Genomic DNA, 20474 nt, shown 5'->3' on the forward strand with positions numbered 1-20474 from the left:
CACCGCCGCCCGCGCCCCCCCCCCCCCCGCGCCCCCCCCCGCCGCCGCGCCCCCCCCCCCCCGCCCCCCCCCCCCCCCCCCCCCCCCCCCCCCCGGCGCGTTTCGGGTGCCCGGGGGCAGGGGTCGCGTGGGGTGTACGGCGGATGCCGACCGTGGGTGCCTGCGGTTGGTGCCGGGCCGTTGGCGGGGCAGGCGCCGGTCGTGGTGCCGGGCCATGGGTGGGGCGTCCGCCGGTCGTGGGGATGGGCCAAAGCCCGGCCATGGGCAGGCGCCGGTCGTGGGGATGGGCGAGTGCCGCGCCGCGAGCAGCGGCGGGTGCCAGGCCGTGGACCGGGTGTACGGCAGGCCACGGGGACAAGCGCGGGACGCTGGGGGAGCGGTGGTCGTTGCTCGGTGCGTCAGAGGTCGCGGCGGCGCAGGGCCCAGACCCCCGCGGCCAAAGGCACCACCGCGTACGCCGCCAACACCGCGGCGGCGCCCGTGGCCGACAGGCGCGTGCCGTACACGGTGTTGGTCAGGTCTGCCCCCACGGCGAGTCGCGGCAGCCCGCCGATCATGATCGAGCGCCCCCACTCACCCATCACCCCCGGCAGGTTGAAGGAGATGATCGGAAACACGTACAACACCCCCGCCAGCAGCGCCACGCACGCCGCGACCGAGCGCAGCAGGGTGCCGAGCCCCAGCCCGAGCAGGCCGAGCACCACGACCGACAGGCCTGACACCACCAGCAGCGGCACCCGGTCGGCGAGCGGTTCGAGGTGGAACCGTTCGCCCACGACGAGGCGCGTCACCAGGGCGGAGCCGAACATCGTCACCTGCCCGACGATGAGGCCGCACGCGGCGATGCCGACGGCCTTGCCCGCGAGGACCGGCCAGCGGCGGGGGACGGCGATGTAGCTGGCCGGGATGTCCTTGACGGCGGCGAGTACGCCGAGGATGCCCAGGCACAGTTGCGGCACGATGATCACGACGTCTTCGAGCTCGGTCAGCTGCGCGGCGTCGCGCCGGGAGGCGGGGGCGGCGTCGTACATGCCGTTGGCCATGAGCGAAAGCCCCGCCGCCATGAGGATGGAGCCGAGCGAGACGGCCAGGGTGAGCCAGGTGGAGCGGAGCGAGCGCAGCTTGATCCACTCCGCGCGCAGGGTGTGCGGCATCATACGTCTCTCCTGGTGAACACGGCCCAGGCGGCGGCCAGGGGAACGGCGGCGTAGAGGAGCAGGAGCCCGATCGGTTCGAGCCCGGCCTGCTCCGGCGGGAAGGCCCGCGGCACCAGGTTGGGCAGCAGGAACGATCCGATCCGGGTGTTCCACGGCGTCGGCAGCAAGTTGACGATGCCGGGGACGACGAACAGCAGCGCCACCACCCCCGACACGGCGCCCGCCGTGGAACGGGTGACGACCCCGAGGCCGAGCCCGGCCAGGGCCAGGACGGTGGCGGCGAGGGCGTGCGCGAGGAGTTGCGCGACGTCGAGCTCGGGCATGGGGTAGTCGCCGACCAGGCGCGCGGCCGAGGCGGTGGCCAGCAGGACGGCGGCGCTGACGGCGAAGGCCGTGAGCGCCACCACGGCGACCTTGTCGAGGAGCAGGCGGCCGCGGCGCGGGGCGACGGTGAGCGTCTGGCGGATGAGGCCGGTGGCGTACTCCCCGGTCACGGCCAGGACACCGATGACGGCGACGGCCAGCTGCACCACCGGCAGGAAGCCCTCCTCGGCGGCCGCGGCGGAACGCAGGCCGCGCTCGTGCCAGATGGAGTCGACGTAGAGGGTCCAGGCGACGCCCAGCACGAAGACGAGGGCCGCCGTGGCGAGGGCGTAATGGGTGGAGGCGGTGCTTCTGAGCTTGATCCATTCGGCTCTCATCGGTACTCCACGCTGGAGCCCGTCAACTGCAGGTACGCCTCTTCCAGCGAGGGGTAGGCGCTGGTCAGGTCGGCCAGCGGGGTGTCGGCGATGAGCCTGCCGCGGCCGATGATGATCAGATGGTCGGCGGTGAGGGCCATCTCGCTCATGAGGTGGCTCGACAGCAGGATCGTCCGGCCTTCCGCGGCCAGCTCGCGCATGAGGTGGCGGATCCATCGCACGCCGTCGGGGTCGAGGCCGTTGACCGGCTCGTCGAACATCAGCACCGGCGGGTCGCCGAGCAGCGCTGCGGCGATGCCGAGCCGTTGCTTCATGCCGAGGGAGAATCCGCCCACACGTTTCCTGGCCACCGAGGTGAGCCCGACCTGCGCCAGGACGTCGGCGACGCGGATCTCGCCGATGCCGTGGGTGGCGGCCAGGGCCAGCAGGTGGTTGTAGGCGCTGCGGCCGGGGTGCACGGCGGTGGCGTCGAGGAGGGCGCCCACCTCGCGCATCGGCTCGGGCGCGTCGCGGTAGGGGTGGCCGTTGACGAGGGACTGGCCGCTGGTCGGGGTGGCAAGGCCCAGGATGAGGCGCATCGTCGTGGACTTGCCCGCTCCGTTGGGGCCCAGGAAGCCGGTGACCTGGCCTGGCTCGACGCGGAAGGAGAGGTCGTCGACGGCGGTGGTGCTCGCGTAGGTCTTGGTCAGGTGTTTGACGTCGATCACGGGGTTCACGCTCTCCCGCGAGGCGGGGGCGGGTCGTCAGACCGGGGACCGATCTCGCACCCGGGGATCAGACCAGGGGATGACGCGGCGGTGGTTTCGCGGTCCGGGCGGGACCTGGGTGACGCGGCGGTGGCTTCGCGGTCCGGGTCAGACCTGGGGTTGACGCGGCCCGCGGTGGCAGCGGCTAGCGTCGTCGGAATGACCGAGGTGCGTCCCTTCTTCGCCAGGCGGCTGAGCCGTACCCAGCTGGTCGGACTGGACGTGCTGGTGGCCGTGGTGCTGACGATGGCGATCCTGCCCGCGACGGACCGCCCGGTGCTGGGGGTGCTGCTGGCCCTGCCGCTGGCGGTGCGCCGGGTGTGGCCGCGGACGGTGTTCTGGCTGGTCCTGGCGGTGGCGGTGGCGGCGGTCGCGATGGGTTCCGTCGGGTATGCGTATCTCGCCCCGGCCTACGCGCTTTACACCGTCGCCTCCACGGGTGGGGAGAACCGCTGGGCGTCCACGGTGACGGTGTCGGCGGTCGGCGTGGGGTTGCTGGCCTTCCTGGCCGTGGCCGGAGCGGTGCCCGAAGGGAGCAGGGCGCGCACGGCGGTGGACATCATGTTCGGGCTGGCCGCGCTGGCGGGGGCGTGGAGTGTGGGGCGGGCGGTGCACGAGCGGCGCACGTACGCGGCCCGCGACGCGGCGCGGGCCGCCGAGCAGGCCGTGGCCGACGAGCGCCTGAGGATCGCGCGGGAGTTGCACGACGTGGTCACGCACAGCATGGGGTTGATCGCCGTCAAGGCGGGGGTGGCCAACCATGTGCTCGACCGGCGTCCGGAGCAGGCGCGGGAGGCGCTGGCGGTGATCGAGACGACGAGCCGGGGGTCGTTGAACGAGATGCGGTTGTTGCTGGGGGTGTTGCGGGCGGAGCCGTCGCTGCGCCCGATGCCCGGCATTTCGGGCTTGGGGGAGTTGGTGGAGCGCAACGGGGGCGTGCTGGAGCTCGACGTGGAAGGGGAGGTGCCGGAGGGGGCCGGGCTGGCGTGCTACCGGATCGTGCAGGAGGCGCTGACGAACGCCGCCAAGCACGCGCGGGGAGCGGCATGCCGGGTGGTGGTCGCCGACCAAGGCGGCGTGCTGCGGATCGAGGTGACGGACGAGGGGCGACCCGCCAAACAGCGGGCGGCCACGAGCCACGTCGCGGGCATCGTACGGCACGCGGCCACCGGAAACGGCACAAGCGCGACACGACCGGCGGCCACCGGGAACGGCACGAGCGCGACACGACCGGCGGCCACTGAGAAACGCGCGAGCGCGACACGGCAGCCGGCCGTCGCCGAGGGGCATGGCCTGATCGGGATGCGCGAGCGGGTCGCGATGTACGGCGGGGCGTTCGAGGCTGGCCCGCGCCCCGGGGGCGGCTTCCGTGTGATGGCCACCCTCCCGTACCTCCAGCAGGAGGCCCGCCCATGATCCGCGTCGTGGTGGCCGATGACCAGGCCCTGCTCAGAGGCAGTTTCCGCGCCCTCGTGGAGTCCGAGCCCGACCTGGCGGTCGTCGGCGAGGCGGCGACCGGGTTCGAGGCCGTCGAGGTGACCCTCCGCGAGCGCCCCGACGTGGTCCTCATGGACGTGCGCATGCCGCGCATGGACGGCATCGAGGCCACCCGCCGCATCGCGGGCGTCGCGAAGGTCCTGATCGTCACCATGTTCGACCTCGACGCCCACGTCTACGACGGTCTGCGTGCCGGAGCCTCGGGGTTCCTGCTGAAGGACACCCCGCCGGCCGACCTGCTCACCGGCATCAGGACGGTCGCGGCGGGCGAGTCGCTCCTGGCGCCGACGGTCACCCGCCGTCTGATCGAGGAGTACGTGCGCGGCAGGTCGCCGGGCGTGAGCCTGGAGGGCGTCACGGAGCGGGAGCGCGAGGTGCTGCTGCTGGTCGCCCGTGGCCTGGCCAATTCCGAGATCGCCGCGCATCTGCATCTGAGCCTGGCGACGGTGAAGACGCACATCGGCCGCCTGCTGTCCAAGCTGCGTGCCCGGGACCGGGCCCAGCTGGTGATCGCGGCCTACGAGAGCGGGTTGGTGATAGTTTCGCCGAAATGAGAGTGGTGTACACCAAGTACGACGGGACCCTGCACTGGCATCATCCGAGCCGCAGGCTGGGTGAGGACGAGTACGGGGTCTGGATGGGGGCCGTGGCGGGCACGGTCGGGCGCAAGGGCGACGGGCCGCCGGTCGTGTGGGAGCAGGCGTTCGTGATGCTCTTCCCGCGTGACGAGGGCTGGGTGGCGCTGTTCAACGCGATGCCGCACAACTGCGAGGTCTACGTCGACGTGACCACGGTGCCGGTGTGGGACGGTGACACGGTGACCATGGCGGACCTGGACCTCGACGTGATCAGGCCGGTCGAGGGCGAGGTCTACCTGGACGACGTGGACGAGTTCGAGGAGCACCAGCGGGTCATGAAGTACCCGGACGAGCTGATCGCCCAGGCCGAGGAGACCGCCCGCCTGCTGATGACGGCGGTGAAGGAGCGCCAGGGCCCGTTCGGCGGCGCGCACGAGCCCTGGCTGGCGATGGTCACCTGACACGTCACTGCCGGGCGAGGGCCTCCCGCAGGGCGTCGAGCCGGGCAGGGGAGGCCAGGCCCGCGTGGTAGAGGTGGAACTCCTGCGCCCCCGACTTGCCGTAGATCTGTAGCTGCTCGGCGAGCACGCCGGGGTCGGCGGGGCGGGGCGGCAGGGCCAGCACGTAGGCGCCGACCCGCTGCCCCTCGGCGGCCAGGGCGCCGAGGGCGCCGAGGCGGCCGGCGTCGGTCACCGGATCGCCCCAGCAGTTGCCGACCAGCGCGTGCGCCCGCGGGTCGCCGGCGGGCAGCGCGGCGAAGGCGCCGGTCGCCCACGGGTCGGGGTTGGCGTGCAGGGTGACCGGCAGCTCGCCGCAGGCGGGCAGCACGCGCTCGCGCAGGCCGGCCGAGAGTGCGACCCTGACCTCACGCACCTGGTCGTGCAGGTCGCCGAGCGCGTCGGCCATCGAAGTGGGGGAGCCGAGCGTGTCGGCCATGGAGGTGGGGGAGCCGAGCGTGTCGGCCGTGGAGGTGGGGGAGCCGTCCACGGCGGCGCGGACGGCCTGCAGGGTGCCGGCGGGATACCGGTCCGCGCAGGCCGCGCAGAAGCACAACGACAGCAGGTCCTGGTGCACGCCGGTCCAGTCGGCGCCCGCGGTCTTCTCGTGCGGGCTCTGGTGGCCGTAACCCATCGGACCGCACGCCTCCAGGATGATCCCGTCGGGTTCGCCGGCGGTCACGATCTCGCGGACCAGGCGCTCGCAGTAGTCGAGCACGTCGTCGTGGGCGGGGCAGAGCGCGTGCGGGTAGGGGTCGCCGAAGGCGTTGCGCACCACCATGTCCGGGTTGCGGGAGCCGAGCCAGGAGTTGTGCGTCAGCACGGTCCAGGCGAGCACCTTGAGCCCGGCCTCGCGGAGCGCGTCACGTGCCTGCGACCAGGAGTCGGCGGCGGTCCAGGTGGGGGAGGCGGGCACCAGCCGGCCCCAGGCGCTGGGCCGTACGGGCAGGTAGAAGGCGGAGTGCGCCACTTCCAGCACCCGGTGGTCGGGGTGGTAGGGGGTGACGACGCGGGCCGAGTGGTAGGAGGCGGCCAGCGCGACGGCCTCGACGCCGAGCGACGCGATGCGGGCGGCGGCCGTCGGGTCGCCGACGACGTCCCACGGGTAGACGTAGGCGATGTTCACCAGCGCGGCCTCCTGGTCGAGAAGCCGGGCTCGAACCGCTGCATGTAGCCCGTGTCGTCGCGGGAGGTGATCCCGCAGGCGAGATACTGCTCGTGCATGCGGGCCAGCGCGTCGCGGTCCAGTTCGATGCCGAGTCCGGGCCCGTCGGGCACGGGCACGGCGCCGTCGACGAAGCGCAGCGCGCCTGGCGCGACCACGTCCTGCCCGTCCTGCCAGGGGGTGTGCGTGTCGCAGGCGTGCGTGAGGTTCGGCGTGGCGGCGGCCAGGTGGGTCATGGCGGCCAGGCTGATGCCCAGGTGGGAGTTGGAGTGCATCGACAGTTCGAGGCCGAAGGTGTCGCAGAGCGCGGCGATCTGCGCCGACCTGGTCAGGCCGCCCCAGTAGTGGTGGTCGAGCAGCAGCACGCCGATGGCCCCCTGCGCGACGGCGGGCGGCAGGTGCGCGGGTGTCACGACGCACATGTTGGTGGCCAGCTTCATCGGCACATGTGCGGCGACGGCCGCCATGCTCGGGATGTCGACGGCCGGGTCCTCCAGATACTGCAGGATCCCGTCGAGCTCCTTGCCGACCCAGATCGAGGTCTCCACGGTCCAGGAGGCGTTGGGGTCGAGCCGCAGTGGGACGCCGGGGAAGGCCTCGGCGAGCGCGCGGATGGCGGCGACCTCCTGGGCGGGCTCGTAGACGCCGCCCTTGAGCTTGATCGACTGGAAGCCGTAGCGGTCGATGAGGGAGCGCGCCTGCTCGACGATGCCCTCGGGGTCGAGCGCCGCGCCGAACCGGTCGTCGGCCTGGCCGGGGTGCCCGGCCCACTTGTAGAACAGGTAGGCGCTGTACGGCACGGCGTCGCGCACCCGCCCGCCGAGCAGGTCGACGACGGGCACGCCGGCCGCCTTGCCGCGGATGTCCAGGCAGGCCACCTCGAACGTGGCGAACACCCGGTCCACGCTCTTCTCCTTGGTGGCCACGCCGGTCAGCCCGTGCAGGTCGCTGACCACGTCGCCGACGAGCGCGTCGATGCGCCGGTAGATCTCGTTGGTTTGGTGCACGTCCACGCCGACCAGCGCCTGCGCGCACTGTCGCACCTTCTGGAGGTGGTCGAGGTCGCCGTAGGTCTCGCCCAGGCCGGACAGGCCGTCGCCGGTGATCACTTCGACGATGGTGCGCAGCGCCCACGGCTCGTGCACGCCGGCCGCGTTGAGGAGGGGCGGATCGCGGAAGGCGACGGGGGTGACCCGGATTTCGCTGATCTTCACTCTAAACTCCGTCCATATATGTGAACAGATACCATATTCATAGACATATAGACTTGAGCTATATGACATTTCACTGAAAGGGTGCTTTTCGGATGATTCAGGGATTCGACCCCCGCACCGGCCAGCCCACCGGCCTTGAACTCCCCGAGACCGACCGCGCCGGGGTGGACGCGGCGGTCGCCGCAGCCCTGGAAGCGGGGCAGGCCTGGCGCGGCACCCCGGCCGAGGAGCGCGCCCGCGTGCTGGAGGCGGTCGCCGACGACCTGACCGCGCGCGCCGAGGAACTCTGGCCGCTGGCCGACCGCGAGACCGCGCTCGGAGAGGTACGGCTGCGCGGCGAGATCGGCCGCTCGGCCGGGCAGTTCCGCTTCTTCGCCCAGGTCATCCGCGACGGGGGATACGCCGAGGCGATCATCGACCACGCGGACGCCTCGCTCACCCCGCCCAAGCCCGACGTGCGGCGCATGCTGCGCCCGCTGCCCGGCGTGGTCGGCGTCTTCTCCGCCTCCAACTTCCCCTTCGCCTTCTCCGTGGCCGGAGGTGACGTGGCCTCCGCGCTGGCCGCCGGATGCCCGGTGGTCGTCAAGGCCCACCCCGGCCACCCCGGCACCTCGGAGCTGACCGCCACGGTGATCCGCTCCGCGCTCCCGTCGGCCGACCTGCTCGGCCTGGTCCACGGTATGGAGTCGGGCGCGTGGCTGGCCCGGCACCCCTCGGTCTCCGCGGTCGGCTTCACCGGCTCGGTGCCCGGCGGCAAGGCGATCCAGGCGCTCATCGACGAGCGGCCCGAGCCCATCCCGTTCTTCGGGGAGCTCGGCAGCGTCAACCCGGTGGTCGTGCTGCCCTCGGCCCGGCGCGAGGGACTGGCCCAGGGATTCGCCGCCTCGCTGACGCTCGGGTCAGGGCAGTTCTGCACCAACCCCGGCCTCGTGTTCGCCCCCGAGGACGTGGTGAAGGACTTCGCCGAGGCCGTCTCCGCCTCCACCGGCACGCCCATGCTCTCCTCCCGCATCCGCGACGGGTACACCAGCGGCGTCGAGCGGCTGTCGTCGCTGACCCTGCTGGCCACCGGCCGGGCCGGCGAGGGCGCCTGGGCCGTGGAGCCCAAGCTCTTCACCACCGACCTCGACAGCTTCGCCGCGCAGTTGCCCGCGGTCGCCGAGGAGTGCTTCGGTCCGTCATCCATCGTCGTCACCTACCGCGACGTCGCCGATCTGCCCGGCGTGCTCGCGCGCCTGGAGGGCTCGCTCACCGCCACCGTGCACGCCACCGACCCGGCCGAGGCCGCGCCGCTGGTCGAGGTCCTGACCCGTACGGCGGGGCGGCTGGTGTGGAACGGCTGGCCCACCGGCGTGGCCGTCACCTGGGCGATGCACCACGGCGGACCGTGGCCCTCGGCGACCACCACCTTCACCTCCGTCGGCGCCACCGCGATCGCCCGCTGGCTGGCGCCCACCGCCTACCAGGACTGGCCCGCCGAGCTGCTCCCGCAGGAGCTGCAGGACTCCAACCCGCTGGGTGTCCCGCAGCGGGTCGACGGCGTGCTCGCCCGCTGACGCACCACGGCCGGCGCCGGGTCGCACGGACCCGGCGCCCGGCGCGACCGCTTCACACACCCGCGATGTCCCTGCCGGCGGCGATGAGCCGCTCCAGTTCGGCGACGTCCTCGGGCGCGGCGTCGACCAGCGGGGGACGCACCGCGCCGGCGTCGAGCCCGCGCAGCCGTACCCCGGCCTTGACCAGGGAGACCGCATAGCCCGGCACCTTGTCGCGCAGCTCCACCAGCGGCAGGTAGAACCCGGTCAGCAGCCGCTGGCACAGCACCTCGTCGCCCGAGGTCAGCGCCTTGTAGAAGGCCAGGGCGATCTCCGGCGCGAAGGCGAAGACGGCCGAGGAGTAGAGGGTGACCCCGAGTCCCCGGTAGGCGGGCATGGTGAACTCGGCGGTGGGGAGCCCGTTGAAGAAGGTGAACGCACGGTCGGTCTCCTGCCGCACCGTGAGGATGATGCGCTGCAGCAGGTCGAAGTCGCCGATGCCGTCCTTGAAGCCGATCACGTTCGGGATGCCGGCGAGCTCGGCGACGGCCCGCGGGCCGAACCTGGCGTTGGCCCTGCCGTACACGATGATCGGCAGCTCGACGCTCTCGGCGACGGCCCGCACGTAGGACACCAGGCCGCCGGGAGGCGACGACACGAGATAGGGAGGCAGCAGCAACAGTCCGTCGACGCCCAGCGCCTGGGCCTCGGCGGCGAAGGCGCGGGCCGCGGGCAGCGGTCCGCCCGTCCCGGACAGGACCGGCGCCCGGCCGCCCGCCGCGGCCACGGAGGTGGCCACGACCTGCCGGTACTCCGCCAGGTCGAGCGCGTTGAACTCGCCGGTGCCGCAGGCGGTGAACACACCGCCCGCCCCCGACTCCACTCCCGCGGAGACGTGTTCGGCCAGGACGGACTCGGCCACCGAGCCGTCTGGCGCGAACGGGGTCACCGGGAAGAAGAGGACACCATCAAGACGCATAACCGAGATCCCTCCGAGGATGCGCCGGATGATGGATTATCGGATGCCCTCCCGGCGCAGAGTGGCAGCGAGTTTGCGGGTGTGCCGCACGACCGCCTCGGCGACCTGCTCGACCCCGGAGGGCGGCAGCGAGGCGGGCATCGAGACGCTGATCGCGTCGGTGGCCGGGATGCGGTAGTCGACCGCGACGGCCACGCAGGCCACCCCGCGCGTGCCCTGCTCGCGCTCGTGCGCCCAGCCGCGCGAGCGCACCTGGTCGAGCTCGTCCATCAGCTTGGCCGAGTCGGTGATGGTGTGCTCGGTGAGCGCCGTCAGCTCCGCGGGCAGCAGGCCGAGCACCTCGTCGTTGGTGAGCTGCGCCAGCAGCGCCTGGCCGAGCGCGGTGACGTGGGCGGGCAGGCGGCGGCCCACCCTCGGGATCACGTGGTGGGCGACGCGCGAGTCGCGGGTCGCCAGGTACAACACGTGACCGTCGTCGCGCCGGGCGAAGTGCACCGTGTGCCCGATCTCCTCGCGCAGGTCCTCCAGGGTCTCCTGCGCGTACGGCAGAGCCGGGTCCTTGTCGAGGTAGGCGGTCCCGGTCAGCAGGGCGTGCGGCCCGATGCCGTAGGCGGACTCGCCGGGAGGCGCCTCGATCCACTTCAGCTCGGCCAGGGTCCGCAGCAGCGCGTGCAGGCTGCTGCGCGGGAAGCCCGTGCGATGCTGGAGCTCGGCCAGCGACAGCCGGTCGGGCGATGACGACAACATCTCCAGGATGCGAACGGTGCGCTCCGCCGACTTCACCATCGAAGGCTCCATAAGATCCAGAATAGGGGATGAGATCCATGTATGTGGACACCTATCCCTTGACCGCGCCGCTGGTGAGCCCGCGCATGAACTGCCGCTGGAACGCCAGGAAGGCGATGATCGACGGCAGCAGCGCCAGGAGGGTCGCGGCCAGCAGCACGCCGATGCCCACCTCCTCGTCGGAGCGCAACGATCGCAGCGCGATGGGCAGGGTGTAGTAGCCCGGATCGTTGGCGACGATGAGCGGCAGCAGGTACTGGTCCCAGATCATGGTGAAGCCGAAGACGCCGATCACGCCCAGCGCCGGACGGCACAGCGGCAGGATGATCGTGAAGAAGGTGCGCAGCTCGCCCGCGCCGTCGATCCGGGCGGCCTCCTCCAGCTCGACCGGGACCTCCTTCATGAACTCGGTCATCACCAGGATGGAGAAGCCCCACGCCCCGACGGGCAGGATCATGCCCGCGTAGGTGTCGATGAGCCGCACGTCGAGGAGCGGCATGTCGGCCAGCACCAGCGAGAGCGGGATGGCGATGATCTCCTCGGGCAGCATCATCGTGGCCAGCATGATCAGCATGACCACGGTCATGCCGCGGAACTTCTTGCGCGCCAGGGCGTAGGCGGCGAAGACGCTGACGAGCATCTGGAGCAGCAGCCCGAAGCCGACCACGACGAAGGAGTTGAACAGGTAGCCGTAGACGTTCTTGTCGGCCGCCTGGGCGAAGTTCTCCAGCGTGAAGCCGTCGGGCCACAGGGCGAAGCTGGTCGGGTCGAGGGTCTGGCCGAAGGCGCTGACCAGCAGGCCCCACAGCGGGCCGGCGAAGACCAGGATCATGCCCAGGTACAGCAGCAGCTTCAGGACCGTCGCCACCGGGCCGCGCCTGGCCTCCAGGCCCAGGGCGCTGTCGAATCGATGGGGGGTCACGGCGCCTGCCTCCTGCGCATCAGCTGCACCACGATCGTGAGCGCCAGGGTCGCCGCGAACAGCACGATGCAGCCCGCCGCGGCCACGCCGAGCTCGTTGCTCTGGAAGCCCATCTTGTAGATCAGGGTCATCAGCACCTCGGAGGAGCCGTTCGGCCCGCCGTTGGTCAGCACGTAGACCTCGACGAAGACGCGCAGGCCCCGGATGGCGGCCAGGGTGGCCAGGATCCAGAAGACCGGGCGGAGCGCGGGCAGCGTGATGTTCCACAGGCGCTGCCAGGTCGAGGCGCCGTCGACGGCCGCGGCCTCGTAGAGGGTGCGGTCGACGCCCACGAGCCCGGCCAGGAAGATCATCATGTCGTACGGCGTGCCGCGCCAGATCATCATGCCCATGATCGACAACAGCGAGGAGTCCTCGCTCGACAGGAACGGCTGCGGATCGATCGTGAAGAACCCGATGATCGAGTTGATCAGGCCGCTCTCCGCCGGGTGGTACATGATGCGCCAGATCTCGGCGACCGCCGCCATGGTCACGACCACCGGCAGGAAGGCCGCGGTGCGCACGAACCACAGATGCCTGGCCGTCCCCTCGATCAGCAACGCGAGGACCAGGCCCAGCACCAGCGAGCCGATGGTGGCGCCGACGGCCAGCACGACGCTGTGCCACATCGCGCTCAGGAACGCGTCGTCGTTCATGAGCCGGCGGTAGTTGTCCAGGCCCACGAACTCGTCGCCGAGGAAGGTCTGCACCTTGAAGAAGCTCATCCGGAGGTTCTCGAACATCGGGATGAACTTGAAGTAGAGGAAGAGGATCAGCGCCGGGGCGAGGAAGAGCCAGGGCACGAGCCGGCGCCCCCGCCGCCGGGTCTGCCGGCGGTGGGGGCTCAGGCGCTTGTCCTCGCGCACGAGGGTCATGCTCATGAGGCCTTCTGGTTCTGCAATTCCGCAGTCAGCTTGGTCGCCAGGCCGTCCATGGCGGTCTTGACGTCGGCGGAGCAGTCGGCCCACACCGCGTTGATCGCGTCGGCCGAGGTCTGGCGGATCGGCGCCCAGTTCGGCACCGGCTGGCTGTAGACCGCGGTCGGGTAGGCGTCGGCGAAGACCTTCCAGCCCGGGTCCTGGCGCTCGGCGGCCATGTCGATGGTGGTGTTGACGGGCAGGCGCACGATCGCGCCGGGGGCGTCCTTGTTCATCCCGATCCGCTGGCCCTCGGGGGAGATGGCGAACTCGGCGAACTTCTTCTGGTTGTCCTCCTGCGCCGAACCGGCCATCAGGTAGACGTTCTCGCCCTCGCCGAGGGTGCCGGGGCCGCCCGACGGGCCCTTGGGCACCGGGTGGACCTCGATCTTGTCGGCGCCCAGGCTCTTGACGAAACGCGCCAGCACGTAGGGCCCGACGAGGTAGATGCCGCCCTGGCCCTTCTCGAAGACCTCGTGGGTGACGGTGGTGTCGTTGCTGACCGCGCCGGGGTTGACCGACTTGGCGGTGCAGAACTGGTCCTGCAGGAACTTGACCGCCTCGACGGCGTTGGGCTGGTTGACGGCCGGGGTGAACTTGCCGGCGTTGTTGGTGAGGAAGTCGCCGCCGTTGGCGTAGATCAGCGAGGAGGCGTACCAGGAGGCGTAGCCGCGCTTGGTGCCGGCCGGGATGACGAAGCCGGCGGTGTCGGCCTGGCCGTTGCCGTCGGGGTCCTTCTCGGTGAAGGCCTTGGCGAGCGCGGCCAGTTCCTCCCAGGTCTTGGGCGGTTCCATGCCGACCTTCTCGCGCCAGTCCTTGCGCATGATCAGCGCGAACGACTGGGCGGAGAACGGCGCGGCGTAGTGCTTGCCGTTGCCGGCCTGGGCGGCCTTCCACGCGCCTTCCGCGAGCTTGTCGCCGCCGGCCAGGGAGGCCTTGTCGACCTCGCGCAACCAGCCCTGTCCCTGCATGTTGCCGAGCTGGGCGGTGTCGTTGATCACGATGTCCGGCAGGTTCTTCTGGGCGGCCTGCTGCTGGAGCTTGGTCTCGAAGTCGTCGAAGATCGCGGTGACCTTGGTCTTGACCCCGCTGGCCTTCGTGAAGGCGTCGGCCAGCTTCTGGGCCGTCTTCGCGGAGTCGGAGTCGGGCGCCTGCCTGATCCAGATGTCCAGCGCTTCGTCAGATCCCGCTCCACCCGAACCACAAGCCGCGAGGGTCACGACTAACACCGCGACGCCGAGCAGATGGCGTGTCATCGGACCGCCTCCCGTTCACATACTTGGACGTTGTCTGGTGATGTGCATTTCGTCCAGCGGAACGTATATTGTGATTCGGGTCATAGTCAACAAGGCTTACGAACCCCTCGGTGGAGACCTATGCGGATCCTGGTGACCGGCGCGGCCGGCAAGCTCGGCATTCTCCTGCGGCCCCTCCTGGCCAGGCCGGGACGCACCCTGCGGCTGACCGACCTGGTGCCCGTCGAGCCCGGCGAGGGGGAGGAGTTCGTCCAGGCCGACCTGGCCGACCCCGAGGCGATGGCGGCGGTGACCAAGGGCGTGGACGCGGTCGTCCACCTCGGCGGGCAGAGCCGCGAGCACCCGTGGGACGACATCGTGCGCGCCAACATCACGGGCAGCCAGATCCTCATGGAGGCCGCGCGGGCCGAGGGCATCCGCCACCTGGTGCTCATGGGCAGCCACCACGCCGCCGGGTTCCACACCCGCCCAGCCGACGGGGGCGAGCTGCCCGACTACGCCTTCCCCCGGCCCGACACCTTCTACGGGGTCAGCAAGGTGGTGCTGGAGGCGCTGGCCAGCCTGTACTTCGACCGGTTCGGGATCAACTCCACCGTGATCAGGCTCGGCACCTGCAACCCGGCCTCGGAGGACACACGCGGGCTGGCGACCTGGATGTCGGCGCGCGACCTGGCCGCGCTCATCGAGGCGGGGCTGGTCGCGGAGGGCTTCCACGTGGTGTGGGGGGTGTCGGACAACGACCGCCGGTGGTGGTCGCTCGACGCGGCGAGGGCACTGGGATGGGAGTCGCGCGACGACTCGGAGGAGCACGCCGCGCCGCTCATCGAGGAGTTCGGCGAGCCGGATCTGAGCGAACCGCTGCACGACCGCGCCGGAGGGGTCTTCACGCTCAAGGAGCTCGGCGGCAAGTGGTGAGGGCGCTCCCGCCTCCCTCGCGGGGGAGGCGGGAGGCTCGCGTCACAGGCCCTGCGGGCCCGAGTGCTCCAGGACCATGCGCTTGACCAGGTTGTTGTTGTTCAGCGGGCGGTAGCCGTACACCTCGGAGGGACGCCAGCCGACGTCGGTGGTGAACTCCTGCGCGGTCCAGGCCGCAGGCGCGGTGCCCGCCTCGGCGGCCCTGGCCAGCTCGGCCGCCTTCGAGGCCTCGAACTTGCGCCGCGCGACGGCCGCCACGTCGACCGGCCTGCCGTTGAACCAGGAGCGGTGGTCATAGAACTGGTGGGCGTTCCAGTTCTGCACGACGATGTCCTGCGAGCCGTCGTAGTCGAAGGCGTTGTGCTCCGAATAGACCTTCGACTCCAGTCCCAGCCCCAGGTAGTGGCTCGGCCCGCCCTGGTCGTTGCTGACCACGGGCTGCTCGCCGGTGGCCGAGGCTCGGTAGTAGTTGTTGAACACGTGCACCGCCCCGAACCTCACCCGCGGCGAGCGCTGCGAGATCCCGTCGAAGAGGTTGGCGTAGAGGGTCAGGCGCAACTTGCCTCGATCGCGGTCGCCGCGGCTGTCACCCGATCCGACCAGCATGTTCTTGTCGTGGTTGACGAACCGGTTGTAGGAGACGGTGATCAGGTCGGAGCCGTCCTCGATGTCGAGCAGGCCGTCGTGACGGTTGACCGGCTTGCCGTTGGGACCGGTCGGGGCGTCGCGGTCGAGATGCTGACCGTCGGTGAAGGTGTTGTGGTCGATCCAGATCCTGGTGCCGGTGACGATCCCGAACGCCTTGAACCTGGCGTTCCACGCGCCGAGCGCGCCGTCGGTGGGCGACCACGTCGTGAAGTGGTCGATGGGCGACTCCAGGGTCAGCCCGCGCACGACGATGTTCGTCCCGGTGTTGATCGACAGGAAGACGCCCTCGAGCTTGGCGTCCGTGCCCTCTCCGACCAGTGTGGTGTCGCTGGGCACGGTCAGCTGGATCTGGCGCTTCTGGTTGTTGGAGCCGGTCTGGCGCAGGCGGCGCATCTGGCCGCAGTACTCGAAGGCCTGGTCGCTCCAGACCTTGCCGTCCACGAAGCACGACAGGTACTTGGTCAGGGAGTAGCCAGGCGCGTAGTCCTGCTCGCCGAGCAGGCGGCCGTCGTCGGTCTGGTTGCCGAGGATCGTGCCGCGCACCTTGACGATCTTGGGGCTGGGCTGCGCGAGGGCTTCGGCCAGTTCCTTGCGGGTGGTGACCGTGTAGGTCGGGCCGCCCTCGCCGCCGGTGGCGGCCGCTCCCCAGCCGATGGGGCGGGAGGGGTCGAGGACGGGGCGATCGGCCTGCGCGGGGGAGGTCACGCACAGGGTGGTGAGGAGGAGGGTGGCGGCCGGGAGGGTGGAGCGTTTCATTACATGTCCTAACAAGGTACGGCTCGCGCCGGCAGAGTGCCGGCGCGAGCCGTACTAGAGGGTCACGGGGTGATGACTCGCCCGCCGAGGGTCACGACCAGGCGGCCGTCGGAGGCGAAGGACCAGCCCAGCGCGCCGGAGTAGCCGGAGCAGCGCGAGCCGTTCGTGCCCGCGTAGAACTGGTTGGAGCTGTCGGAGTTGCCGACGATCTTGTCGTTCGAGCCGCTGGAGAAGCGGCACGAGGTGTTGTTGCGGAACACCGAGCTGCCGGCGTCGAAGGTGAAGTTGCGCTCGGAGTTGTCGATGCTGATGTTGTTCGACACGGTCATCGTGCCGGGGTTGCGGTTGTAGGTGAAACCGTGCTTGCCGTTCTTGTAGGCGAAGTTGCGGCGCACGATGTGGTTGACGCCGATGTCCTCGCCGCCGAGCTTGTAGCCGTTGCGGTCGCCGTTGCCGGCCTGGCTGCCGTCGGTGAGGGTGCCGTTGTTGTAGGCGAGGGAGTCCTCGATCGTCACCACGCCGATGGCGCCGGTGTCGGTCTTGGTGTACAGGTCCCAGCCGTCGTCGATGTTGTTGCGCGCGACCGCGTAGCGGAAGACGTTGCCGCCGCCCACGGTGAGCTTGGCCGCGAAGCCGTCGGCGTCCTCGCCGTCGGAGTCGGCGTTGTCGTGCGACAGCGCCGAGAGGATGAGGTTGTTGGCCGGCCACTGGTCACGCGGGGTGCTCGACAACGTCCGCGAGAGCTGCAGGCCGGTGTCGCGGTTGAAGCGCGTCACCGTGCGCTCGAAGATGTTGTTGCTGCCGCTGACGAAGATGCCGTTGTCGCCGGCCCGCTCGACGATCAGGCCCTTGACGTGCCAGTAGTTGCCGTTCACCGCCAGGCCGCGGTTGGCCGGGTCCTCGGCCTGGGCCGAGAAGTTGAGCACCGGCGTCTCGCCCGGGTAGGCGGTCAGGGTCTTGCGGGCGCTGGAGGTGCCGTTGTTGCCCGTCGCGACGGTGACCGTGGACGAGTAGTTGTAGGTGCCGCCGCGCATGTAGATCGTGCCGCCCGCGGCGACGCGCGTGAGCGCCGAGGTGAGCGTCGTCGGGTTCGAGATCGTCCCGGCCGCGCCGTCGCTGCCGGACGGCGAGACGTAGAGCGCGTCGCTGGTGGGCGGCGGGGTGGTGGGGTTGCCGGTCGGCGTGATCGTGGGGGTCGGGGTGATCGTCGGGCTGGGGGTGCCGCCCGAGGTGGGGGTGAGCGTCCACTGCTTGGTGGAGGCGTTGTCGCAGGAGTTCTGCTTGACCAGGCCGCTCTCGGCGTTGAGGCACTTGGCGCTGCCGGCGTTGACCAGGCGGGTGCCGGAGACGGTCCAGCGCTGGAAGGTCGAGCCGTCGCACGCCTCGGCGACGATCGCCTTGCCGGCGCTGGTCGAGTCGCCGGAGACGCCCGCGCACAGGCCGTTGACCGACGAGATCAGGGCGCCCGAGTCCGACAGGGTCCAGCTGCTGCTCGCCGAGTTCGTGGTGAGCTGGGCGCCGGACGAGGCGGTGGTCAGATACTGCCCGCTGGCGTTGTTCTTGATCGTGTAGACGGTTGCCGCGCTGGCCGAGGTGGCCACGGCCAGCACGCCGCCCGCCAGGGCGGTTGAAACGATGACGGCTGCGGATACGACATGTCTCATGGAGTGATCTCCTCGATGGGATGTCCCCCGATTCCCCTTGGGGACCGCCCCCAGGGGTTCAGGTACGGCCCGCGTCTCGCGAACGCGGGCCGTACGCGTGCTAGCGGATCCGCCCCGCTCCGGCGCGTGCCGGGACGGTGCCCAGCAGCGACCGGGGCGGGTCGATCCGGGTGAACAACGTGGGAGTCCAGCCCGCGTCGGGGGTGAGCGTCACCCCGGAAGCGGCGATCAGATCGGTCTCGATGCCGTCGACGAGGTTGCCGCGCTGGGTGATCGCGGTGCCGCCGATGACCGACAGGAGCTTGGAGCCGACGAAGGCGTTGGACTCGGCGAAGACCTTGGAGCCGAAGCCGACGCCGATCGAGTAGGAGGTGATGCCCTTGTAGAGGTTGTTGTAGACGTGCACCTGGCCGAAGCGCACCCGCGGCACCCGCTGGCCCAGGCCGTCGAAGTAGTTGTGGTGCAGGGTGACCTTGAGCTTGTCGGCCTCGCCGTAGCTGTTGGGATTGTCGGTGTTGCCGATCAGCGTGGTCTTGTCGTGGTTGCTCAGGTGGTTCCAGCTCAGCGTGACGTAGGAGGAGCCGCGCACCACGTCGAGCAGGCCGTCGTGGACCTGGTACGGCCGGCCGTAGTGGAGGGGCTGGTTCGAGTCGGGGTTGTCGCCGTCGTCGAGGGTGTTGTGGTCCAGCCAGACGTGGGTGGCGGCGGAGACCTCGAAGTTGTCGAAGGAGGCGTTCCACGCGCCCTCGGCGCCGTCGGTCGGGTCCCAGGCGGGGAAGCAGTCGGAGGTGTCGGAGATCGTCAGGTTGCGGACGATCACGTTGTCGACGTTCTGGATGCGGATGCCGAAGCTCTTGAGCGCGGCGTCGTCGCCGAGGCCGATGAGGGTGGTGTTGGAGCCCAGGCGCACGGTGATGTGCGCGGCCATCGCGTTGTAGCTGGCCTTCCTGGCGTCCTCCATCGGGCCGCTCGGGCGGGTGGTGCGGCCCCAGACCGCGGGGTCGTAGGCGGCGAGGTAGCCGTCGAGGGTGTAGCCGGCGGTGGCGTAGTCGGCGCAGGTCAGGATCTTTCCTGAGCTGTCGACGTCGGCGTCGATGGCGCCCTTCACGTAGATGATGCGCGGGGTGTTGTCGGCGGGGTTGCCGAGCGCCGCGACCAGCTCGGCGCGGGTGGAGACGACGTGCACGCTGTCGTTCCAGGCCGCCGAGCCGCCGGTCGTGCCGGTGGTGGCCGACGCCCAGCCGTCGTTGGCGGCCAGGGTCTCGCGGCCGAGCCGGAAGGAACCGTGCCCGCGGTGACCCTCGGCGGAGGCCGGCGCCCCGAACTGGTCACCGGCGGTGTCCACCGAGGTCGCGGAGGTTGCGGAGGTCTCCGAGGTCGCAGCGCTGGCCGAGCCCGCCGAGGTCGCCGCGTGGCCGTGGTCGCGGGGGACCGGGTTCCAGCCGTCGCCGCCCGCCAGGTACCTCTGCGGCGTGAACTGCGCCGCCTCGGCGTCGGTGAGCTGCTTGCGGTCGGCGTTCGCGGTCGAGCCCGGCCCGCTGTTGCGGTACTCGGCGAAGCGCGCGTCCCGCCAGGAGAAGCCCGACATGTCGTCGTAAGGGATCTCCTTGACCTGCTGCCCGAGCCACGACTCGCGCACCACGAGCTGCCCGACCGCGGTGGCCGAGCCGCCCGCGTGCCACGGCCTGGCCAGGAAGACGGTCTGGCTGGGCGCCGTGCTGACGAGCTGGCTGCGGTAGACCAGGAACCCGTACGGGTTGGTGATCTCCGTGCTGGGCGCGGCCACGTAGCCGTTGTTGGTCGTGCTGCCGCGGGTCAGCGACTTGATCCGGCACCGGTCGAAGACCGCGGTGGCCCGCCCGAAGATGAAGTCGACGTCGCCCTCGACGTAGCAGTTGCGGAAGTACTGCCGCGAGAAGCTCGTGGTCGAGGGGGAGTTGGCGTACAGGGTGTCCTGGTTGCCGATGAAGCGGACGTTGTCGTAGACCTGCCGGTCGCCGACGGTCCTGACGGCGACGGCCTGGCTGCTGCCGTTGGCCGCCTCGTCGTAGGAGTTCTCGAAGGTCAGGTTGCGCGCGGTGAAGTCGTTGGCGCTGATGACGTAGGAGGCGCTCCCGGACGTGCCGTAGGTGCCCGAGCCGTCGGGTTTCTGCTGCGAGGCGGCGGCGTCGAAGGTCAGGACCACGCGGGAGGGGTCACGCGTGGCGCCGACGAGGGAGATGTACGGCTTGTCGGCCGGGATGACGACTTGCTGCTTGTAGGTGCCCTCGCGGACCAGGATCGTGACGGGCCTGGTGTTGCCCGGGGGCACGGCGTCGACGGCCGCCTGGACGGTGGTGAACTGACCCGAGCCGTCGGCGGCGACCACGAGAGTGGAGCGGTGCTGTGCGGCAGCCGGAGTCGGCGTCAGTGCCAGGACTGCCAGGGCGAGGAGTAACAGACGTCGCACGGGACGACCTCACTTGGGGGGTGGCACAACAATCGGTTGCACGAAACCATTAC

General features: G+C 70.8%; 18 protein-coding genes. 5 read left to right on the plus strand and 13 right to left on the minus strand.

Features of this window, described 5'->3' with window-relative positions:
* Window positions 1–398: 398 nt before the first annotated feature.
* Genes ACIBH1_RS04595 through ACIBH1_RS04605 form a run of 3 tightly spaced genes read right to left on the minus strand, consistent with a single transcriptional unit; the run spans window position 399 to window position 2565 of the window.
* On the minus strand, window positions 399–1157 hold the full coding sequence (locus ACIBH1_RS04595; protein ID WP_397312190.1) for a hypothetical protein: 759 nt from the start codon (window positions 1155–1157) through the stop codon (window positions 399–401).
* On the minus strand, window positions 1154–1858 hold the full coding sequence (locus tag ACIBH1_RS04600; protein ID WP_397312191.1) for an ABC transporter permease subunit: 705 nt from the start codon (window positions 1856–1858) through the stop codon (window positions 1154–1156). The genes ACIBH1_RS04595 and ACIBH1_RS04600 overlap by 4 nt, the downstream gene beginning before the upstream one ends.
* The gene (locus ACIBH1_RS04605; protein ID WP_397312192.1) at window positions 1855–2565 is read right to left on the minus strand and encodes an ABC transporter ATP-binding protein; all 711 of its coding nucleotides are present in this window, start codon (window positions 2563–2565) and stop codon (window positions 1855–1857) included. Before ACIBH1_RS04605 ends, ACIBH1_RS04600 begins: the two co-directional genes overlap by 4 nt.
* A gap of 198 nt (window positions 2566–2763) precedes the next feature.
* Between ACIBH1_RS04605 and ACIBH1_RS04610 the strand changes: the two genes are divergently transcribed.
* The 3 genes from ACIBH1_RS04610 to ACIBH1_RS04620 are packed head-to-tail and all read left to right on the plus strand — an operon-like array spanning window position 2764 to window position 5140.
* On the plus strand, window positions 2764–4020 hold the full coding sequence (locus tag ACIBH1_RS04610; protein WP_397312193.1) for a sensor histidine kinase: 1257 nt from the start codon (window positions 2764–2766) through the stop codon (window positions 4018–4020).
* A complete protein-coding gene (locus ACIBH1_RS04615; protein ID WP_397312194.1) occupies window positions 4017–4655 on the plus strand; it encodes a response regulator in 639 nt (212 codons plus the stop codon). Before ACIBH1_RS04610 ends, ACIBH1_RS04615 begins: the two co-directional genes overlap by 4 nt.
* Window positions 4652–5140 carry a DUF402 domain-containing protein gene (locus ACIBH1_RS04620; RefSeq protein ID WP_397312195.1) on the plus strand — a complete coding sequence of 163 codons (489 nt, stop codon included), beginning with the start codon at window positions 4652–4654 and terminating at the stop codon, window positions 5138–5140. Before ACIBH1_RS04615 ends, ACIBH1_RS04620 begins: the two co-directional genes overlap by 4 nt.
* Window positions 5141–5144: 4 nt before the next feature.
* On the opposite strand, the gene ACIBH1_RS04625 is transcribed toward ACIBH1_RS04620, so the two are convergent.
* Together ACIBH1_RS04625 and ACIBH1_RS04630 are read right to left on the minus strand one after the other, a co-directional pair.
* Window positions 5145–6302 (minus strand): hypothetical protein, encoded by a 1158-nt coding sequence (locus ACIBH1_RS04625; protein WP_397312196.1) that lies wholly within the window; start codon window positions 6300–6302, stop codon window positions 5145–5147.
* Window positions 6299–7555, minus strand: a complete 1257-nt coding sequence (locus ACIBH1_RS04630) for a glucarate dehydratase family protein (RefSeq protein WP_397312197.1) — start codon at window positions 7553–7555, stop codon at window positions 6299–6301. The genes ACIBH1_RS04625 and ACIBH1_RS04630 overlap by 4 nt, the downstream gene beginning before the upstream one ends.
* A gap of 92 nt (window positions 7556–7647) precedes the next feature.
* On the opposite strand from ACIBH1_RS04630, the gene ACIBH1_RS04635 reads away from it, so the two are divergent.
* Entirely contained in the window at window positions 7648–9111 is a 1464-nt protein-coding gene (locus ACIBH1_RS04635) for an aldehyde dehydrogenase (NADP(+)) (RefSeq protein WP_397312198.1), read from the plus strand.
* A gap of 52 nt (window positions 9112–9163) precedes the next feature.
* Here ACIBH1_RS04635 and ACIBH1_RS04640 read toward each other — a convergent pair whose 3' ends face one another.
* The 5 genes from ACIBH1_RS04640 to ACIBH1_RS04660 are packed head-to-tail and all read right to left on the minus strand — an operon-like array spanning window position 9164 to window position 13989.
* On the minus strand, window positions 9164–10069 hold the full coding sequence (locus tag ACIBH1_RS04640; protein ID WP_397312199.1) for a 5-dehydro-4-deoxyglucarate dehydratase: 906 nt from the start codon (window positions 10067–10069) through the stop codon (window positions 9164–9166).
* 36 nt (window positions 10070–10105) lie between these two features.
* Window positions 10106–10855, minus strand: coding sequence for an IclR family transcriptional regulator (locus ACIBH1_RS04645; protein ID WP_397312200.1), 750 nt, complete (start codon window positions 10853–10855; stop codon window positions 10106–10108).
* Between the two features lie 52 nt (window positions 10856–10907).
* Complete coding sequence (locus tag ACIBH1_RS04650; RefSeq protein WP_397312201.1) at window positions 10908–11777, minus strand: carbohydrate ABC transporter permease; 870 nt, start codon at window positions 11775–11777, stop codon at window positions 10908–10910.
* Window positions 11774–12697: a carbohydrate ABC transporter permease gene (locus ACIBH1_RS04655; protein ID WP_397312202.1), complete on the minus strand. Its 924-nt coding sequence runs from the start codon at window positions 12695–12697 to the stop codon at window positions 11774–11776. Before ACIBH1_RS04655 ends, ACIBH1_RS04650 begins: the two co-directional genes overlap by 4 nt.
* Window positions 12694–13989, minus strand: coding sequence for an extracellular solute-binding protein (locus tag ACIBH1_RS04660; RefSeq protein ID WP_397312203.1), 1296 nt, complete (start codon window positions 13987–13989; stop codon window positions 12694–12696). The genes ACIBH1_RS04655 and ACIBH1_RS04660 overlap by 4 nt, the downstream gene beginning before the upstream one ends.
* 120 nt (window positions 13990–14109) lie before the next feature.
* On the opposite strand from ACIBH1_RS04660, the gene ACIBH1_RS04665 reads away from it, so the two are divergent.
* The gene (locus ACIBH1_RS04665; RefSeq protein ID WP_397312204.1) at window positions 14110–14904 is read left to right on the plus strand and encodes an NAD-dependent epimerase/dehydratase family protein; all 795 of its coding nucleotides are present in this window, start codon (window positions 14110–14112) and stop codon (window positions 14902–14904) included.
* A gap of 42 nt (window positions 14905–14946) precedes the next feature.
* On the opposite strand, the gene ACIBH1_RS04670 is transcribed toward ACIBH1_RS04665, so the two are convergent.
* From ACIBH1_RS04670 to ACIBH1_RS04680, 3 genes are all read right to left on the minus strand, one after another.
* The gene (locus tag ACIBH1_RS04670) at window positions 14947–16308 is read right to left on the minus strand and encodes a polysaccharide lyase family 1 protein (RefSeq protein WP_397312205.1); all 1362 of its coding nucleotides are present in this window, start codon (window positions 16306–16308) and stop codon (window positions 14947–14949) included.
* Between the two features lie 62 nt (window positions 16309–16370).
* Window positions 16371–17972, minus strand: coding sequence for an RICIN domain-containing protein (locus ACIBH1_RS04675; protein WP_397312206.1), 1602 nt, complete (start codon window positions 17970–17972; stop codon window positions 16371–16373).
* Window positions 17973–18072: 100 nt separating this feature from the next.
* Window positions 18073–20421: a pectinesterase family protein gene (locus ACIBH1_RS04680; RefSeq protein WP_397312207.1), complete on the minus strand. Its 2349-nt coding sequence runs from the start codon at window positions 20419–20421 to the stop codon at window positions 18073–18075.
* Window positions 20422–20474 lie beyond the last annotated feature (53 nt).

It is taken from the genome of Nonomuraea sp. NPDC050663 (genome assembly GCF_044456985.1).
GTDB lineage: Bacteria > Actinomycetota > Actinomycetes > Streptosporangiales > Streptosporangiaceae > Nonomuraea.

What these genes read in the sequence shown, in the direction of transcription:
- ACIBH1_RS04595 (WP_397312190.1), bottom strand. Translation starts at nt 1,157, where the DNA reads ATGATGCCGCACACCCTGCGCGCGGAGTGGATCAAGCTGCGCTCGCTC.
- ACIBH1_RS04600 (WP_397312191.1), bottom strand. Translation starts at nt 1,858, where the DNA reads ATGAGAGCCGAATGGATCAAGCTCAGAAGCACCGCCTCCACCCATTAC.
- ACIBH1_RS04610 (WP_397312193.1), top strand. Translation starts at nt 2,764, where the DNA reads ATGACCGAGGTGCGTCCCTTCTTCGCCAGGCGGCTGAGCCGTACCCAG.
- ACIBH1_RS04615 (WP_397312194.1), top strand. Translation starts at nt 4,017, where the DNA reads ATGATCCGCGTCGTGGTGGCCGATGACCAGGCCCTGCTCAGAGGCAGT.
- ACIBH1_RS04620 (WP_397312195.1), top strand. Translation starts at nt 4,652, where the DNA reads ATGAGAGTGGTGTACACCAAGTACGACGGGACCCTGCACTGGCATCAT.
- ACIBH1_RS04635 (WP_397312198.1), top strand. Translation starts at nt 7,648, where the DNA reads ATGATTCAGGGATTCGACCCCCGCACCGGCCAGCCCACCGGCCTTGAA.
- ACIBH1_RS04640 (WP_397312199.1), bottom strand. Translation starts at nt 10,069, where the DNA reads ATGCGTCTTGATGGTGTCCTCTTCTTCCCGGTGACCCCGTTCGCGCCA.
- ACIBH1_RS04645 (WP_397312200.1), bottom strand. Translation starts at nt 10,855, where the DNA reads ATGGTGAAGTCGGCGGAGCGCACCGTTCGCATCCTGGAGATGTTGTCG.
- ACIBH1_RS04655 (WP_397312202.1), bottom strand. Translation starts at nt 12,697, where the DNA reads ATGAGCATGACCCTCGTGCGCGAGGACAAGCGCCTGAGCCCCCACCGC.
- ACIBH1_RS04660 (WP_397312203.1), bottom strand. Translation starts at nt 13,989, where the DNA reads ATGACACGCCATCTGCTCGGCGTCGCGGTGTTAGTCGTGACCCTCGCG.
- ACIBH1_RS04665 (WP_397312204.1), top strand. Translation starts at nt 14,110, where the DNA reads ATGCGGATCCTGGTGACCGGCGCGGCCGGCAAGCTCGGCATTCTCCTG.
- ACIBH1_RS04670 (WP_397312205.1), bottom strand. Translation starts at nt 16,308, where the DNA reads ATGAAACGCTCCACCCTCCCGGCCGCCACCCTCCTCCTCACCACCCTG.
- ACIBH1_RS04675 (WP_397312206.1), bottom strand. Translation starts at nt 17,972, where the DNA reads ATGAGACATGTCGTATCCGCAGCCGTCATCGTTTCAACCGCCCTGGCG.